This is a genomic window from Nocardia sp. NPDC058499, from assembly GCF_042719915.1.
Classification (GTDB): domain Bacteria; phylum Actinomycetota; class Actinomycetes; order Mycobacteriales; family Mycobacteriaceae; genus Nocardia.
The window spans coordinates 299347-316423 of the sequence record NZ_JBHXMZ010000002.1; the positions used below are offsets into that span (position 1 = coordinate 299347).

Annotated in this window: 15 protein-coding genes; 9 read left to right on the forward strand and 6 right to left on the reverse strand. The window is 68.6% G+C overall.

The features are described 5' to 3' along the window. Positions 1 to 919: 919 nt before the first annotated feature. Positions 920 to 2314 (forward strand): DUF4153 domain-containing protein, encoded by a 1395-nt coding sequence (locus ACFWPH_RS06515; RefSeq protein WP_378748553.1) that lies wholly within the window; start codon positions 920 to 922, stop codon positions 2312 to 2314. 132 nt (positions 2315 to 2446) lie between these two features. Here the strand turns inward: ACFWPH_RS06515 and ACFWPH_RS06520 are convergent, their stop codons facing one another. Together ACFWPH_RS06520 and ACFWPH_RS06525 are read right to left on the reverse strand one after the other, a co-directional pair. Continuing rightward, complete coding sequence (locus tag ACFWPH_RS06520) at positions 2447 to 2770, reverse strand: branched-chain amino acid transporter permease (protein ID WP_378748554.1); 324 nt, start codon at positions 2768 to 2770, stop codon at positions 2447 to 2449. Next, positions 2763 to 3500, reverse strand: coding sequence for an AzlC family ABC transporter permease (locus ACFWPH_RS06525; protein WP_378748555.1), 738 nt, complete (start codon positions 3498 to 3500; stop codon positions 2763 to 2765). Before ACFWPH_RS06525 ends, ACFWPH_RS06520 begins: the two co-directional genes overlap by 8 nt. Positions 3501 to 3573: 73 nt before the next feature. On the opposite strand from ACFWPH_RS06525, the gene ACFWPH_RS06530 reads away from it, so the two are divergent. After that, on the forward strand, positions 3574 to 4020 hold the full coding sequence (locus ACFWPH_RS06530) for an Lrp/AsnC family transcriptional regulator (RefSeq protein ID WP_280418841.1): 447 nt from the start codon (positions 3574 to 3576) through the stop codon (positions 4018 to 4020). Between the two features lie 12 nt (positions 4021 to 4032). Here ACFWPH_RS06530 and ACFWPH_RS06535 read toward each other — a convergent pair whose 3' ends face one another. From ACFWPH_RS06535 to ACFWPH_RS06550, 4 genes are all read right to left on the reverse strand, one after another. Further along, positions 4033 to 5109: a Gfo/Idh/MocA family protein gene (locus ACFWPH_RS06535; RefSeq protein WP_378748556.1), complete on the reverse strand. Its 1077-nt coding sequence runs from the start codon at positions 5107 to 5109 to the stop codon at positions 4033 to 4035. A gap of 266 nt (positions 5110 to 5375) precedes the next feature. Then, entirely contained in the window at positions 5376 to 6293 is a 918-nt protein-coding gene (locus ACFWPH_RS06540) for a phosphatidylinositol mannoside acyltransferase (protein WP_378748557.1), read from the reverse strand. A 216-nt stretch (positions 6294 to 6509) separates the two neighbouring features. Next, positions 6510 to 7457: a class A beta-lactamase gene (bla, locus tag ACFWPH_RS06545; protein ID WP_378749406.1), complete on the reverse strand. Its 948-nt coding sequence runs from the start codon at positions 7455 to 7457 to the stop codon at positions 6510 to 6512. Between the two features lie 236 nt (positions 7458 to 7693). Further along, entirely contained in the window at positions 7694 to 8575 is an 882-nt protein-coding gene (locus ACFWPH_RS06550) for an LLM class flavin-dependent oxidoreductase (protein WP_378749408.1), read from the reverse strand. 185 nt (positions 8576 to 8760) lie between these two features. Between ACFWPH_RS06550 and ACFWPH_RS06555 the strand changes: the two genes are divergently transcribed. The 7 genes from ACFWPH_RS06555 to ACFWPH_RS06585 all read left to right on the forward strand — a co-directional run bounded on the left by ACFWPH_RS06555 (position 8761) and on the right by ACFWPH_RS06585 (position 15523). Continuing rightward, entirely contained in the window at positions 8761 to 9798 is a 1038-nt protein-coding gene (locus ACFWPH_RS06555; protein WP_378748558.1) for a hypothetical protein, read from the forward strand. Next, positions 9783 to 10550 (forward strand): hypothetical protein, encoded by a 768-nt coding sequence (locus tag ACFWPH_RS06560; RefSeq protein WP_378748559.1) that lies wholly within the window; start codon positions 9783 to 9785, stop codon positions 10548 to 10550. The genes ACFWPH_RS06555 and ACFWPH_RS06560 overlap by 16 nt, the downstream gene beginning before the upstream one ends. Positions 10551 to 10561: 11 nt before the next feature. After that, entirely contained in the window at positions 10562 to 11044 is a 483-nt protein-coding gene (locus ACFWPH_RS06565) for a hypothetical protein (protein ID WP_378748560.1), read from the forward strand. Positions 11045 to 11053: 9 nt separating this feature from the next. Beyond that, positions 11054 to 12781, forward strand: coding sequence for an asparagine synthetase B family protein (locus ACFWPH_RS06570; RefSeq protein WP_378748561.1), 1728 nt, complete (start codon positions 11054 to 11056; stop codon positions 12779 to 12781). A gap of 50 nt (positions 12782 to 12831) precedes the next feature. Next, positions 12832 to 13590: a hypothetical protein gene (locus ACFWPH_RS06575; protein ID WP_378748562.1), complete on the forward strand. Its 759-nt coding sequence runs from the start codon at positions 12832 to 12834 to the stop codon at positions 13588 to 13590. 299 nt (positions 13591 to 13889) lie between these two features. Beyond that, positions 13890 to 14660: an SDR family NAD(P)-dependent oxidoreductase gene (locus tag ACFWPH_RS06580; protein WP_378748563.1), complete on the forward strand. Its 771-nt coding sequence runs from the start codon at positions 13890 to 13892 to the stop codon at positions 14658 to 14660. Between the two features lie 26 nt (positions 14661 to 14686). After that, complete coding sequence (locus ACFWPH_RS06585; protein WP_378748564.1) at positions 14687 to 15523, forward strand: enoyl-CoA hydratase/isomerase family protein; 837 nt, start codon at positions 14687 to 14689, stop codon at positions 15521 to 15523. Positions 15524 to 17077 lie beyond the last annotated feature (1554 nt).

Sequence of the window (17077 nt, forward strand, 5' to 3'; positions counted from 1 at the left end):
CGACGACCCGAAACAGACGAGCCCGGCGACGTCGCCGGAACCGGCGGAGCCCGAACACTCGCCGGCAACCGCGAACTCAGCGATGCCCGGAACCGCGGATACGACCGAGAACGTCGGTTCGACGGCTTCCGCCGAACCGGCAGACCCGTCGAGATCAGCCGCGCCGGCGGGGACAACCGACCCGTCGCTACCCACCGATCCCGCGGCCACGGCCGATCTGCTGACGCCGGCCGACGCGACAGGAACAACCGGCCCGGCCACACCGACAGAACTCCCAGCAACCACCGCCCCGCCCAAACCCGACGACTCGACAGGAACAACCGACCGCGGGAAACCGACCGAGACCCCGGCAACAACCGGCCCGGCCACACCGACAGAACTCCCAGCAACCACCGCCCCGCCCAAACCCGACGACTCGACAGGAACAACCGACCGCGCGAGACCGGCCGGGACCCCGGCAACAACCGGTCCGGCGACACCGACAGAACTCCCAGCAACGGCCGACCCCGTGCAGCCCGACGACTCGACAGCAGCGACCGACAACGCGAAACCGATCCCGGCAGCGGCAACATGCAACCCGTTGGGATCGGCCCGGTCGACCGTGTCTGCGGATCCGGCGAGTTCGGCCGACACGCTCGTGACGGCGGGGGCAACCGAAACATCAGATGCCGCAGCCGAACCGGCCGGTACCGCTGCCCCGACCGGTGCTCGACGTCACGCCGCCGGAGCAGGAAATCCGGCCGCGTCGGCATACGGTTCACCGATTGCGGTCGCCGATATTGCGAAACACCCCGCCGAGAACGAATCTGCCGCGGATCCCACAGTCCGAGGTCCCGGCAACCGGGCACCACTGCAACCGCCCAGCGCACTGGGTGCACCGGAATACACGAGGCCACCGGCAGTCACAGCACGCCGGCACTTGATCGCGTACCCGGCGGGTGTCCTGCCCGCGGCGGCGGTCACGGGTTTGGTCGCCGCGGCGACCGTTCCGCTCGATCGCCCCGGAATCGGCTGGTTGCTCACGGGTTCAACGGCGGCGGCCGCGGTCGGTGTGGTCCATCGCCGGGCGAGCCGGGCCGCGGGAGCGGCGCACGCACAGGCTCCGAACCGAGAACGTCTGTGGTGGGCGATCGCGGCCCTGGCGTTGCTGGCGGTCGGTACTTTCCGGGCTGCGGGGTGGTTCTTCGTTCTGTGTGTGGCGGCCGCGGCCGTGGCCGGGTCGCTTGCGGTGGTGGGCCGGCGGTCGGAGCGCGGGGTATTCCGGGATGCGCTGGCTGTTCCGCTGGCGTCGATCGGTGCCGTCGCCTGGGTGTACACCGCGCTGGGTCAACGTCCGAACGGTGCCGGTGCCCGTAATCGCCGGCTCGGTGTGTCCGCCGCGGTCACGGTGGCGTTGCTGGCGGTGTTCGTCCCGCTGCTGGCCGGCGCCGACGCCACGTTCGCCGCGCTGGTCGACGGTCTGGTGCCGCGTATGGACGGCGATACCCTGACTCGCTGGGTGCTGGTGTTCGTCTGGGCAGGTATCGGAACTCTGGGCGCCCTGTACCTGCTCGCCGGACCCCCGCTCCCGGCCGACGGTCAGCCGAAAGCCGCGAAACGGACGCTGGCACGGCTGGAGTGGGGCCTGCCGGTCGGCGCCCTGACGGCAGTGTTCGCACTGTTCCTCGGTGCACAACTGGTGGCCCTGTTCGGTGGCGACGACTATGTGCAGCGCACCGCGGGCCTCACCTACGCCGAATATGCCCGGAGCGGTTTCTGGCAGCTCTCCGCGGTCACCGTGCTCACCCTCGCCGTCATCCTGCCCGTCCTGCACCGGGCCGCCCGCCGGACCGCCGTGGACCGGCTGTGGTTGCGCGGCCTGTTGTGCGCGATCAGCGGGCTCACGCTGGTGATGATCGCCTCCGCGCTCGGACGGATGTGGACCTACCAGCAGGCGTACGGATTCACCGTGCTGCGGCTGCTGGTCGGCACCTGCGAACTCTGGCTGGGCATCGTCTATGTGCTGGTGATCATTGCCGTCCTGCGCCTGGAAACCGCGTGGCTGCCGCGCAGTGCCATCGCGACGGGGACGGCCGCCCTCCTGGCCCTGGCCGCACTGAACCCCGAGGGCCTGGTCGCCACCGAGAACATCGACCGCTGGGAGCGCGGCGAGGATCTCGATATCGGCTACCTGGCCGACCTGTCGGTCGATATCGTCCCCGCCCTCGACCGCTTGCCCGCCCCGATGCGCAACGATCTACTCGATAAGCTCGACGACCAGCTCGACGACGACACCTGGAACAGCTGGAACCTCGCCCGCACCCGAGCCCGCTGAGCCCGCTGCGGTCCGATCGCCACCGAGGCCACAGTCGCCCGGGCTCCCGCTTCGGCAGATCTGCCGGGACTCGACCGTGCCGGGGTCACCGCTGCGGCAACCCGAACGTCGAGGGTGGCCGAGACGAACACGTCAGGTGTGGGCCAGGGCGGTGGTCAATGCGACGTGGACGGCGGTACCCGTCAGGATGCTGAGGACGGCGTTGTGGCGCCACAGGTGCAGGGCGAGGGTGACGGCAAGGGCGGGGCCGGTGATCAACAGTTGCGCCGGGGCGATATCGCGCAGGGTGTACGCGGCGAGGATGACCATGACGCCGACCGGCATATGGCGACCCAGATAGTCGACGATACGGCTGGCGCGCAACGGGGCGAGCACCGCGAACGGCAGGGCGCGCAGCGACCAGGTGATCACCGAGCACAGTGCCGTGGCGGCGATCAGATAGCCGGTATCAGGCATCGGCGGTCTCCTTCTCGGTGAATGCCCGGCGGACGAGCAGGGCCGCCAGGAACAGCCCCAGCGCGACCGGCAACATCTGCCCGGGCAGCAGAACCCGGGCGATCAGGGCGCAGAGCAGGGCGAGCACCGGGACCGGTATATCCCGGTCGGCGCGGTAGCCGTCCACGGCCAGGACGACGAACAGCGCGGTCAAGGCGAAATCGAGGCCCTCGAGCTGGACCGGTATCAGCGCCGCGCTCGCGGCACCGGCGGTGGCTCCGGCGACCCAGTACCCCTGGCACAGGACTTGTAGCCACAGGATGCGGCGGCCACTCCACCGTTGGGCGGCCGGGCCGGTGGTGAGTGCGTAGGCCTCATCGGTGAGCGCGAAGGTCGCATACCCTTTGCTCCACCGGCCACGGATCCGGTGCAGCGGGAACGACAGCGCGTAGAAGACGTGGCGGAAATTGACCAGGAACGCGGCCAGCGCCACCTGCGCCAACGGTGTGGCGGCGGTGACCAGCCCGATCAGCAGGAATTCGAGCGATCCGGCGTAGACGACCCCGGCGAACACCGGCGCCCACCACCAGGCCAGCTGGCTGTGCACCACCAGGACTCCGAGCGCGAGCCCGAGCGGGAACAGCGCGAGACCGACCGAGCTGGTGTCCATCAGTGCCGACCGCAGGTCCGAGCGCGGCGTGACCGGAGCCGGGGTGGCGGGTACCGCTGTCGGTGCCGAAGTGCTGTTCACCAGGTCATTTTATGATTCTTTCGGCGTAATATGGTTTCCTCATCTGACCGGAAACAAGCACTGTGAGACATATATGCATCTCGATTCGGTGGACAGAGATATTTTGTTTCATCTCCGCAAGGACGGCCGTCTCACAAACGTCGAGCTGGCCAAGAGAGTGGGACTGACACCACCCCCGTGCCTGCGGCGGGTGAAACGGCTCGAGGAAGCCGGTGTGATCAGCGGTTACCGCGCACAGGTCGACCCGGCGGCGCTGGCTCGCGGGTTCGAGGTGATCGTCGCGGTGGAGATCAGCATCAACGATCTGCAGACGGTGGAAGAATTCGAGACTGCCATCGCCTCCTACGACGAGGTGGTGGAATTCCACCGGCTGTTCGGCCGGCCCGATTATTTCGTCCGGGTGGCGGTCACCGATCAGGAAGTCTTCGAGACCTTCCTGACGGGCAAGCTCATGGGATTGCGGGCCGTGGCCCGGGTGGATTCCCACCTCATCATGAAGAAGATCAAGACCGACGACTGATCCCGGACGCGGTCACGGGGCCGGGTCGGCACCGCGGGCCACGAAATCCGGCAGCGGTATCGGTCGCGAATTCTCGCGCAGCGAGCGGGCACCGGCGACACCGACCAGCGATGCGGCAACCGCGGGCAACACGGGAACGAGCGGTGGCCGGCCGTCTTCGACGCACGCACGGAAACCTTCGAGGATCCGCACCGTACCTTCCGCTTTCGGCTCCACCCGCGTCCCGTCGGGAAGGATCAGTGGTGCGGGTTCGCGTTCCTCGTCGCGCACGGTTCCGCCGGGATCGGTCCACGGTTCCTTGCGCACGCGCACCGACCACGCGCGCTCGCCGGGCGCCCGCACCGATTCGGCGAGTCCCTCACTCCCGCGCGCCGAGAACCAGCTCCAGTGACTGTCCGGTTCGCCCTGCAGGAAACCGTGCCGGGTGATCGCGAGCCCACCGTCGTCGAGTCGCACCAGCATCACCACGGCGGGGCGCGGATCGGCGCTGTCGACCGGGAAGGCCGCCACCTCGGTGGGCAGCGCCCCGGTGAGCGCGAGAACGGGCGAGAGTGTGTGGGTGCAATACGCTGTCGGCTCGATCCGGCCACGCCAGTGCGCCGGATCGCCGATCAGCGACGCGACCGCTTCCGGCGCCATCCCGTGTAGGTAGTCCGCCTCGATCAGGTTCACCCGCCCGATTTCTCCCGCGTCCACGATGGTGCGTACGAGCTGGATATGCGGATGGAACACATAGTTCTCGGCGAACGAGTAGGTGGCCGCGGAACGCCGCTCGGCCGCGAGGAGCGCCTGTGCCTGCTGTTCGTCCGCACATGCCGCGGATTCGGAGAGCACGTGGACGCCCGCGTCGAGAAATGCGACGGCCAGGGGCGCGTGCTCGTCGAAATCGTTGGCGAGCACCACCGCATCGAGCCGTTCGTCCAATAGGGCGGGCCATTCGTCGACCAGCCTCGTACCCGGCAGCTGCCCCTGTGCTTCGGCCCGCCGGCCGGGGTCGCGGTCGCAGGCGGCCACCACTTCGATCCCGAGCCTGCGGCACCAGGTGGCCAGATACAACCCCATCCCCAAACCCACGACACCCACACGCATGGCAGCATCCTCGGTGCCCGGGAGGTCCCGGTCAACCGAATAACAGAAGCCCGCGGCGACTACCTGCCCCGGCCGATACACCCCGCGGTCCGGGTGCTTTCCGAGGAACTCACCGCACTGGGCTTCGATGTCAGACATCGAGACGTCGAAGACATCTCCGATCCGGACGTGGCGGCACGAACCGGCGCCCCGGACGTCAGCTCCCGCCCAACGAGGCATCACAGATTGCGGCGAGCGTGACAGCCGGGATCACCGGCGGGCGATGATCAGGGTGACCCGGTGCGGCGGGCCTCGATCCGGGCGAGCCGGTCGGCGCTGAAATCGGCCGTCCACAGCGGTTGCCACATATGCCAGTCGGCCGGATGGGCGGCGATACCCGCGGCGAACCTATCGGCCAGCCGCTGCGTCGTCGCGGCGACGCCGCCGGTGGTGTCGATGGGCGCGCCGATACCGAAACCCCAACCGCCGGGGGTGAACCAGCAGTGCACCGGCAGCAGAGGCGCACCGGTCTCGACCGCCAGCTTGGCCGGGCCCGCGGGCATGGTGGCGGGTTCGCCGAAGAAGTCGACCGTGACACCCGCACCCGACAGGTCGCGTTCGCCCAGCAGGCCCACGATCCGGCCCTCCCGGAGCCGGGCGGCCAGCTGGTCGAACGGCGGCGTCTGGCCACCGGTGAGCGGAACGATCTCGAACCCCAGACTCTCCCGGAACCGGACGAAACGCTGGAACAGCGATTCCGGTGCCAGCCGCTCGGCCACAACGGTCGGCATGCCCAGCCGCTGCACCACCCACACCCCGGCCAGATCCCAGTTCCCGCTGTGCGGCAGCGCCAGCACCACGCCCCCACCACGCGCGAAAGCGTCCCGGATATGTTCGATCCCGGTGGCCGAGGATTCGATCGTCTCGGCGAGTCGCACCGGATCCATCGACGGCAGCCGGAATGCTTCGCACCAGTACCGGGCGTAGGAGCGCAGGCTGTCGCGCACGAGTTCGCCGGGCACCGCGTCCGGCGTGGTGTCCAGTACCCGGGAAAGGTTGCGGCGCAACTGTGGCGGCCCGCCGCGGCGCGCGGCCCGATCCGCCGCGATCTCGAACAACCGATACGCCCACCGTTCGGGCAGCAACCGCACCAGGCGCCATGCCGCCGCATACCCGAGATCCGCCGCGCGGGCCGCCGCGTTCATTCGGGCGCCGCCCCCGGCCGGCGGGTGCCGCAGAGCTCGATCGGATTCGTCATGTCGATACCCTCGACTCGATTCTTCAGTGGGCCGATCCCTGCAACGAAAATGTCACGCTGCCCAGGATAACGCCCTGAGCTGCGCGAACATCTAGATCCTACCCACCGGTCCTGCCCACGTAGGCATTCCGATCAGAGCGGTATGTCCGGATCGGCGCCCGTGTCATCGGCCGGTTTCGCCGGCTCCCAATTCCGCCACGGCCGCCCTGGTGGCGGCGGCAAGCAGGGCACTGTCGGGTTCGGCGTCCTGCTCCGGTTTGGTGCTGAGCACGGCGATGACCAAGGGGGCACGGCCCGGGGGCCAGGCAATGGCGATATCGAGCGCGGAACCGTAGGCCGGGGTTCCGGTTTTGTGGCCGACGGTCCAGTCGGCGGGCAGGCCGGCACGGATACGATCCGCCCCCGAACTCGTGGCGATCAGCCAGGACTTCAGCTGTTCGCGTTCAGGCGCCGGAAGCGTATCGCCGACGACGAGGGTGCGGTAGCCGGCGGCCAGCGCGGACGGTGTGGTGGTATCGCGTTCATCGCCGGGGACGGCGGTGTTGAGTTCGGTTTCCCAGCGGTCCAGTCGCGAGGTGTCGTCGCCGATCGAACGCAGGAACGCGGTGAAACCGGCGGGGCCGCCCAGGAGTTTCAGGATCTGATTGCCGGCGGTGTTGTCGGAGACGGTGATCGCCGCATGGCAGAGGTCGGCGACCGTCATCCCGGTGTCGACGTGCTGTTCGGTCACCGGGGAGTATTCGACGAGTTCGTGGGGCGGATAGTGGATCACCTGGTCGAAGAACCCCGACGACAGTGGATGCTCGTGCAGGAGGGCGCCGCAGGCGAGCCCCTTGAACGTGGACGCCATCGGGAACCGCTCGTCCGGGCGGTACGCGACGCTGCGGCCGGTAGCGGTATCGACGGCGAAAACACCCAACCGGGCGCCGTGGGTCTGCTCGAGGTCCGCGAAAGCCTGAGTGGTGGCCGCCGGGGCACTGACACTCGGAGGTTCCGACGTCGCGGTGGTGCCGGGTGAAGAATCGCAAGCGGTCGTGAACGACAGCGCGGATACCGCCAGAGCGGCGGCCAGGAATCGTCTCCGGTTCCGCGGGCCGAGCTGGGTGAGAATTGGGTAGGTCACCGCCGCAGAACATCACCGGCCGGCCGGTCACCGCAAATACGGCGATCCGCCGGGTACGAGTCGCATTGGATATCGACGCAGGCCAGGGTCGTGTCCACGACTCGATGCCGACTGGATCACTGCGGGTCGGAGCAATAGCGGCGGCCCCGGGATTCATGTACGGCTCGGCCCGGATAGCCCGGCGCTTTCCGAGCGGCGGGTAGCGCGGTGACCGGCCGCCGGTTTCAGCGGGCGGCGATGAGTTCCAGGGTCGCGTCCAGGACGGCGCGATCGGCCGAGCCGGGGACCAGGATGAACTCGTCGAGCCCGGCCGCTTCCGCCGCGTCCAGCGTCCGGTGCAATGCGTCGGCGTCACAGGTCTTCATGGCCGCCGCAGCCGCCGTAGCATTGCCGGAGCCGAGAAAGTCCAGGTATTCCGCGGTGAAGCTGTGCAGGATCGGCTGGGCGTCCGGAATTCCCAGGGTGTAGAAACAACCGCTCACCAGCCGGGGCGTTGCGCGGTCCGCGTCGGCCCAGGCGCGGCGGGCGGCCTCGGCGGACCACGCGATCTCCCCCGGCACCCCGCCCACACTGAAGGACACCACCCCGTCGGCCCACTGCGCCGCACGGGCCAGCGATTTGGGACCCAGTGCCCCGGCCAGCACGGGCGGGCCCCCGGCCTGAACGCACGGCGGGCCGACGGGATCAGCACCGTCGAACGGCGGCTCGCCCGCCCACAGCGACCGTAGCTCGGCGACCGCCCGGTCGAGCCGTTCGTGGCGGCGTTCGGAATCGGCCCCGAGGCTGCGGTAGTCGCCACCCCGCCCACCGACGCCGACACCGAGGGTGAAGCGGCCCTCGGACAGCACATCGATCGTCGCGGCCTGTTTGGCCACCAGCGGTACCGGATGAGCAGGCAGCACAGAGAGGTTCGCGAATATACGCACTCGTTCGGTCACCGCGGCCGCGGCCGCCATCGTCGTCCACATTTCGGGATTGTGGTAGGTCATCCGTTCCCCGCAGGAGATACTGGAGACCGGTCCCTCATCCGCGAGACGCGACCATTCGACGGTGGCAGCCCGGTCATAGCCTCGGCACATGGTGGGCAGTGCGATCCCGATATCCATCGCCCCAGCATCGAGCACGGCCCCCGGCGTTCGCAAGAACGAGTTCCAGCCCGGCACGACGACCAGGACTGTATCGGCCACGAACTGTTCGCATTTCCGTGCTAAATGTTGAATAGCGGTCATTCAGACCCGCCACGAGGATGAGCACGGCCTGCTGGTGGCGTGCGCCGGAGGGAGGACGGACCATGATCTGTCCGCATTGCAGCTGTAGTTTGCTGCGCCGGGACCGCACCGATCACCGGTGTGCCAAATGCGAGCGGGAGTTCGCGCTCGACCCCAAGCAAGAGCCGCTCGGCTTACACGATCTGCGGTTACGTTCGCTCACCGAACGGTTGTCGGCAGGGCGGGAGTTGTCGGCCACCGTGACGCAGCTCTGGTACGCGGCGGCGCGCCGACGGTTGCCCGAGCTGGACCGTTACATCGGCGGTGCGGCGGGGACCTGGGTGATCCTCATCGTCATAGCTACCTACCTCCTGTGCCTGACCAGTGGCATCCAGGGGTGGAGCGGTGCTTTCGTGTTCTGGAAATTACTTTTGTCCGGTGTTGTCGTCATAGCGGTGGGACTGGCGGTGATCTACGCCTGCCGGCCGTTGTTCCGGCGGCGCACCCGGATCGCGATGCCGGTGACCGCATACGGGTTCCGGACGGATGTGATCGGCCGCTGGGTCAGCGTCTACGGCGAATTCCCGCCGGGCGTACTCGACGAGCAGCAGGTTCCGATTCCGGTGGTCGAACAACCCCGGGTCGCCCTGGTCTGCCACGACCCCAGCGTGCGGGCGTGCCTGGCGGCCAACGGTATCCCGCAAGCCTACGATATGGCGCTGTCCGACCGGATCGAGAACGCTCCGGCCGGCGTCCCGGTGCTGCTGCTACACGATGCGAGCCTGCAAGGATTCGCCACCGCGAAAGCCGCCCGGCTGAGCCTCGGGGACCGGGTACGGATTCTCGGCCTCGCCCCACGCGCGGTGCTGGACAACGAATCCGCCATCCGACTGCGCGAACGGCCACCGGACGGCGACCGTATCTCTTATCTGCACTCCGTGGGGCTCACCCAGCGCGAAATCGACTGGCTCGCGGACGGATGGTGGTCGCCGATCGCGGCGATCCCACCGGCGCGGCTGATCGCGGTCGTCTCGCGGGCGGCCGAAAAACTCGAGGACGACACCGATGCCGAACGGCGTACGGCGCGGCAGACGGGATTCCTGACATGGCCGGCGGCGTGATAACCGGCGCGTGGGACCGCCTCCTACGTGTCGCCGCCGCACGGGCCGCGGCGCCGAACGGACTGTTGTTCACCGAACGGCAGCTGTACTACGAGCTGTGCCGCACGGTGCTGCCGGCGCACCGGCTACCGCGCCGACCCGCGTTCACGGTCCCGCCGGTGGTGCCGTACCGGGCTTTCCGGGCGGCACTGGACCGTATAGGCGAGGTACCCGGACTACTCGGCCCGCCACCGGCCCGCCCGGCCGGCGTAGGTGCGCACACCCCGGAACCGGATCTCTTCGATTACGGCCTGCCGCGACTGCTGGTCTGCCGTTCCACGGCGGTCGCGGCCATGTTGCGCGCCAACGGGATACCGATGGAATCGGCGTGCCCGGTGGTGAGCGCCCCGGAACTACCGCTCGCTCCGGGGATCACGGCGATGCTCGCCCGCGCGCACGGCACCGTCTATGTCCTGCACGACGCGAGCCCGGCAGAGCTCGCCTTCCCGGACCGGTTACCCACCCTGACCGACCTTCCCGAGGGGGTCGATATCGTGCCGATCGGCTTGCGCCCGTCCCAGACCACGCCTCTGCACCTCACACATATCCGCACCACCGGCGCGGCCCGGGCCGTCGAGGTGGAATCGGTGAATCCTGCGGTCCTGTTGCGCAGTGTGCACCGGCTGGTCCGCGATGTGCCGCGGCCGGGCAGCACCTCGCTCGATATCCGCCGCGCCCGGCGGACGGGCTTTCTCACCTGGCCCGCCGCATGAAGGAGCCGAATATGCGCGCACGCACCGAGATCACCTACACCGACGAGTTGCTGGCCGACCGGACAGTGCACCGCAGGTATTCCGACGGCCGCCAGGAATGGCGCTCCCGCGGGCCGGACGGGACTGTGTCGTGGCGCGACGACGGCGGCGCCACCGGCACCGACGAGCCGCTGGGCCGGCACCTGATCAAACGCACCTACGGCGACGGCCGCGTCGTCTACGGGCGTGAGGCGGGTTACGGCCGAACCCTGTGGGGCGACGGCACACTGACCGCCAACCGATCGTCGTTCGGCGGCCGGCTCGGCGGGATCCTCGCCGCCGCGGCAGGGGTGGTGCTGGTGGGCAGCCTCATCGCGCCACCGGACTCGCTTTCCCCCGAGCAGGAAGAAGAACTACGCCTTGCCGCCGAAGAGGACCCGGCCGCGGCCACCGACGGCTCCGGTGAATACGGCGAATGGGGCGGCGACGCCGATTCCGACGGCGATTTCGGCTGAGGAGCAGCAGTGAGCCGATGGTGCGCCTTCCTGACAGAGCACGACCCGGCCGCGCAGGTACGCGCGGCCGGTGGCGACCCGGTTTCGGTATCGGGCCGCAGCGCCTTCGGGCTGCTCCCCGACGAACCGGGCCAGGCCGAAGGACCCTTCACCTGGCTCGATCTGACGGCAATAGGTGAAGTCACCCTGTTCAATGCCGCGGAACTGCGCAGGCGACTGGGCAGGGACGCCCCGCCACCCGATTGCGCCGACGGGCTACTGCTGCTGGCCTGTTATGCGCGTTTCGGCACCGCGGGTCTGGCCGCCGCCGACGGAATGTTCGCCCTCGCGATCTCCGGCGGCACCGAACTGGTACTGGTCCGCGACCACGTCGGCGCTCGCACACTTTTCCATGCCCGCGCGCGCGGCCATTGGGCGGCAGCGACCTCGTTGCGGGCGCTGCGGCGCTGGCCCGAACTCGACACCGGACTGCATCTGCCCGCGGTGCGCTCGTTCCTCACCTTCGCCTACCTGCCGGGATCGGAAACCCTGCTGCGCGGAATCCACGAGGTGCTGCCCGGCCGATGCCTACGGCTGCGGCTCGACGGTTCGGTCGATGAGCAGATCTTCTGGGAGCCCGCGGAACACACCGAGGACCGGCCCGCCCGCGAACACGCGCAGCGGTTGCGTGCACTCCTCGAAAGCGCGACCGCCCGGAGATTGCCGGCCGGCGAACCGGTCGCCGTGCTGCTGTCCGGCGGTATCGACAGCAGTCTGGTCACCGCGCTGGCCACAAAACTGCACGAGCATCCGGTGCGCTCGTATTCGATCGGATTCGACGGCACCACCCCGAACGAGCTCGCCTATTCGGGCCTGGTCGCCACCCACTGCCACACCGATCACCGGGTCCTCACTGTGCCCGGAACCGCCGTCGCCGACCGGCTCGCGCATACCGTATCGCTGCTGGACTGCCCGGTCGGTGATCCGCTGACCGTGCCGAACCTGCTGCTTGCCGAGGCCGCCGCGGCCGACGGTGCCACCACCATCCTCAACGGTGAGGGCGGGGATCCGGTCTTCGGCGGCCCGAAGAACCTGCCGATGCTGATCTTCGAACTGTTCCGCGACGCTCCCGCCCCGCAGGCCCGCGCCCGCGCGTATCTCGACAGCTACCGCAAATGCCACGGCGATCTGCCCGTCCTGCTCACCGGCGCAGTACTCGCCGAACTATCGGACGCACCACCGCTGACCGACCTGCTGACCCCGTACCTGCGACAGGGCCGCATGACCGGCCTGCTCAATCAACTCCTGCACACCAATCTGCGCACCAAAGGCGCGCACCACATCCTCACCAAAGTGGAGCGTCTCACCGCCGCCAGCGGAGTGGAGGGGCGCGCCCCGCTGTTCGACCGTACGGTCATCGACTATTCGTTCCGGATACCGGCGAACCTGAAACTCGCCGGGACCACAGAGAAATGGATTCTGAAGGAATCCGTCCGCGATCTGCTGCCCGCGACCATCGTCGACCGGCCGAAAAGCGGAATGCGGGTTCCGGTGCAGCAGTGGCTCACCGGCCCACTCGCCGACCTCGGCAACGATCTGCTATTCGGCCCCAGCGCGCGGGCCCGCGATCTGTTCCGCGCCGACACCCTGCGCGCTTGGTTGCGCGGTGACGGCTCCCTCCTGCCGCGGCAGGGCGGCAAGCTGTGGCTGGTCCTCACGCTCGAGCTGTGGTTGCGCTCTTTCGAGGTGGGCCCCTGAACCTTCCGCGCCGCTTCTCGTCACTGTTCGAAACCAGGAGTCCCTCAACGATGTCCGCACCGCACGCCCTCACACCGCCGCTCAAACAGTACGCCGACGAGGACAACGAGATCCACGATGTCGCCACGTTCCGGGACGCGGGGCGTAATGCCGTCACCCCGGTCGCGCAGTTCCCGGAGCCGGTCGCGCTGGCGGTGGTGAACGCGTTCGCCGATATCGTCACCCGCGCCGGACAGAGCGCGGCGGCTACAACCCCCGACTCCGACGGCATCGTCCGCTCCCAAACCTTCGAAGAGGGCGATGTCTACATGATCGAAAAACCGTTCCACGGATTCTTCGCCGACCGCTACATCATGGACTTCTACGATGTCGCCGAACGCGATATCTGCTCCCGGATGCACCTGCACACCGGACTGCGTTTCGTGCGGATGATGACCGGCCCCGATACCCGCATCCGGGTCGGCAGTCTCTCCCCCTTCGACATCACCGACGTTCCCGGCGTGACACCGTTCCGCCCGGCCACCTTCGAAGACGATCTCCCCGACACCCCCACCGGCGTGCACCGCACCCGATACAACCTGATCGTGCCGCCGTGCTCGTTCGTGGATATGCAGATCCCACGCGGGGTCAGCCACCAGTTCAACGCGATCGGCCCGCACGCGGTGATCGATTCGGTGCACCCGGAAGAATCGATCGAGGTCTTCCGGGAGCAGATGTCGGGCTACAGGATGATGGCTCAGACCGTATTCCTCGCCGACGAACTCCCCGCAGCCGCGACCTGCATCGACACCGTCGCCACCGATCACTGAAGCCCTGTCCGGCCCGGAAACCACCGGTGATTTCCCGCGCGCGATCAGTCGACGCTGTCGTCGCACCCCGCTCGGCGACAACACCACCCAGGAAGGCCGTCCGACGGCATGTGCGCCGGGGCACCGGTGCGTGCCGGGCCGCGCAGTCGGCCAACCGGCCGATCTCCGGTCGGTGCAATTCATCGCGAGCCCCTCCGATGCCGAAGTCGCGCACGTGTGCCCTCCCGTGCTGATACAACTGACTGCGGCTGTAGTCAGTGGCGGGGCGGTTCCGCCCGGAGATCGAGAGGGTGGCCGGAGTGGACAAGGACTCCTACCAGAAGTTGTTCGACCTGAGCGGCCGGACCGCGATCGTCACCGGCGGCACGCGCGGTATCGGGCTGGCACTGGCCGAAGGTTTCGCCTGCGCGGGCGCGAATATCGTGGTCGCCAGCCGTAAACCGGAGGCGTGCGACAAGGCAGCGTCCCGGCTGCGGGAGCTCGGCGCCGAAGCCATCGGCGTTCCGACCCATCTCGGCGAGGTGGGCGCACTGCACGACCTGGTGGAGACCACGGTGCAGACCTTCGGTGGTCTCGATATCGTCGTCAACAACGCCGCCAACGCACTCGCGCAACCCTTGGGCAGTATGCAGCCGGAGGCGGTCGACAAATCGTTCGGCGTCAACGTGCAGGGCCCGTTGTTCCTGATCCAGGCGGCGCTACCGTATCTGCGGGCCAGTGAGCACGCGGCCGTGCTCAACTTCGGTTCGGTCGCGGCGATGCAGTTCGCACCCGCACTGTCGATGTACGCGGCGGGCAAGGCCGCGCTGCTGTCGTTCACCCGCTCCATGGCCGCCGAATTCGCGGCAGACGGTATCCGCGTCAATGCCCTGGCACCCGGCGCGGTGGATACCGATATGGTCCGGAAGAACCCGCCCGAGTTCATCGAGGCGATGGCCGGCGGGTCCCTCTTGGGCCGCCTCGCCGAACCCGACGAAATGGTCGGGACCGCGCTGCTGCTGTGTTCCGACGCCGGCAGTTTCATCACCGGCCAGACCTTCCTGGTCGACGGCGGCACCGTCGCCCGCTGAGTCCGCTTCCGGAAAGGCCCGAAATCGTGTCCCAGCTCGCCACCGAATACCTGCCCTCCGGCGTTGTCGTCCTGACGATCGACCGCCCGCACCGGCGTAACGCCCTCGACAACCAGACGGTCGCCGAATTGCACACCGTGCTCGACGAAGTGAACGGAAAGCCGGACGTCCGCGCCGTCGTCATCACCGGCTCCGGCGCCGGCTTCTCCGCCGGCGCCGACCTCAAAGCGCAACCCGAAGACTTCACCGCCACGGACGCCACACCTACCGCCGCCCTGCTGGGTTCGGTCCACTCCCCGGTGGCCCGGATCTACGCCTCCCAGGAACTGATGGCCTCGGCCTTCGAGAAAATCCACCGCCTCCGCCAGCCCGTGATCGCCGCGGTGAACGGCGCCGCGGTCGGCGGCGGTTTCGCCCTCGCCCTGGCCTGCGATATCCGCTTCGCAAGCCCCGAGGCAAGTTTCGGCGCCGTTTTCATCCGGCACGGCATCTCGGCCTGCGATATGGGCACCAGCTACCACCTACCACGCCTGGTCGGCGCGTCCCGTTCGGTCGAACTCCTGCTCACCGGCCGCATATTCGGCGCCCACGAAGCCGAACGCATAGGCCTCGTACTCGAGGTGACCGGCACCGACGATCTCCTCGACCGCGCCGTCGCCAAAGCCGAGGAAATCGCCCGCCACTCCCCACTCGCGGTCTGGATGACGAAGGAAACCATGTGGCAGACCGTGGACTCCCCCAGCCTCCGGCACGCCCTCGATATCGAGAACCGCACCCAGGTGATGTGCAGCGCCACCGGCGAACTCGACGCCTCCTTCGCTGCTTTCCGGGAAAGCACCGATATCCGGTGGGGTCCGCTGTAAGTCCCCGCGAGTGCTCAGCGGCCCGTCGGTAGTGCTTCGACGGGCCGCCCTTCACACCACCCCGACAGATCCATCCCCGGCTGCCACGGTCGTCAGGCCGAACCATCCCGCGGTTGGGTGCGGACTTCCGGCGGGGGTACCGGCTGATAATCCGCTACCGGAGGCGCACTCTCAGCAGATGGTTCGCCCGAAGCTCCGCCCTCGGTGGATTCGGCCCCGGCGGGATCACCTTCCCCGGGGGGCGCATTTTCGGCCGGCGGTTCGCCTTCAGTCGACGGTTCGCCCTCGGCAGCCGGGTTGCCTTCAGCCGACGGCTCGCCCTCGGCACTCGGGCCCCCCTCGGCAGGAGGCTCCCCTTCGCCGGGTGGGGCGCCTTCACCAGGGGGCACGCCCTCGGCGGAAGGCTCACCTTCCCCAGGAGGCGCACCCTCACCGGGTGACTCACCTTCGGCAGGAGGCTCGCCTTCCCCGGGAGGCGCACCCTCAGCGGGAGGCTCGCCTTCCCCGGGAGGCGCACCCTCGGCAGGAGGCTCACCTTCCCCGGGAGGCGCACCCTCAGCGGGAGGCTCGCCCTCGGCGGGCGGTTCACCGGTCGGCGGCGGGCCCGGATCGGGGGCCGGCGCGGAAGCCGGTGGCTTGGGCTCGTCCTTATCGGACTCGTCGTCTTCGCTGTCCTCCTCAGCATCTTCGCCGCCCATGCCGGACAGCATGCTCGCCATCAAGAGCGGCATCATCATGTCCCCGATACCGCCGCCACCACCGGGCGACGGTGTGGGAGTGGGCGTCGGACTCGGGCCAGGACTCGGGTTCTGGCTGGGATCACGCTCGCTGTCGGAGTCGTCCGATTCACCACTGCCGGAACCGAGTTCCTCCGCCGAGAGCTCACCCGATCCGAGACCATCGGGCCCGAAGGGACCCGATTCGGCGCTATCCGCACCTGAACCATCACCCGAACCACCCAGACCGAGATCACCCAACCCGAGATCGCCCAAACCGAGGTCGCCGGATCCGGGTTGCTCCGTACCGGGTTGTTCCGTACCGGGATCTCCTGTGCCGGAATCGTTCGGTCCACCGAAATAGGGATCATCGTCGTAACCGCCGTTGTCGTTGTCCTTCCCGGCGTTCGGATCCTCCTCGACTGGCTTCTCCTTCTCTTCCTCAGCAGAAGGCTGAGCAGGGGGCGGCTGGTTTGCTGGACCTGAAGGATCCGCAGGTGGCTCGTCCTCGGACATGACCTCGCTGGCCACCCAGAGACCACCAACAGCGGCAGCACCCCCGAGCAGGCCGGCCTTGCCGCCGAATCGACTACTGGACGGCCTCGTGGACGGATCAGCCGAGGGATCAGCGGACGGATCAGCCGAGGGATCAGCCGAGGGATCAGCGGACGGATCAGCCGAGGGATCAGCGGACGGATCAGCCGAGGGATCAGCGGACGGATCAGCGGACGGATCAGCCGAGGGATCAGCCGAGGGATCAGCGGACGGATCAGCGGACGGATCAGCGGACGGATCAGCGGACGGATCAGCGGACGGATCAGCCGAGGGATCAGCGGAC

Coding starts and splice junctions, on each gene's coding strand:
- ACFWPH_RS06535 (WP_378748556.1), bottom strand. CDS start 5,109: ATGCGTGTGGGTGTCGTGGGTTTGGGGATGGGGTTGTATCTGGCCACC.
- ACFWPH_RS06540 (WP_378748557.1), bottom strand. CDS start 6,293: ATGAACGCGGCGGCCCGCGCGGCGGATCTCGGGTATGCGGCGGCATGG.
- ACFWPH_RS06555 (WP_378748558.1), top strand. CDS start 8,761: ATGATCTGTCCGCATTGCAGCTGTAGTTTGCTGCGCCGGGACCGCACC.
- ACFWPH_RS06530 (WP_280418841.1), top strand. CDS start 3,574: ATGCATCTCGATTCGGTGGACAGAGATATTTTGTTTCATCTCCGCAAG.
- ACFWPH_RS06565 (WP_378748560.1), top strand. CDS start 10,562: ATGCGCGCACGCACCGAGATCACCTACACCGACGAGTTGCTGGCCGAC.
- ACFWPH_RS06550 (WP_378749408.1), bottom strand. CDS start 8,575: ATGGATATCGGGATCGCACTGCCCACCATGTGCCGAGGCTATGACCGG.
- ACFWPH_RS06560 (WP_378748559.1), top strand. CDS start 9,783: ATGGCCGGCGGCGTGATAACCGGCGCGTGGGACCGCCTCCTACGTGTC.
- ACFWPH_RS06520 (WP_378748554.1), bottom strand. CDS start 2,770: ATGCCTGATACCGGCTATCTGATCGCCGCCACGGCACTGTGCTCGGTG.
- ACFWPH_RS06575 (WP_378748562.1), top strand. CDS start 12,832: ATGTCCGCACCGCACGCCCTCACACCGCCGCTCAAACAGTACGCCGAC.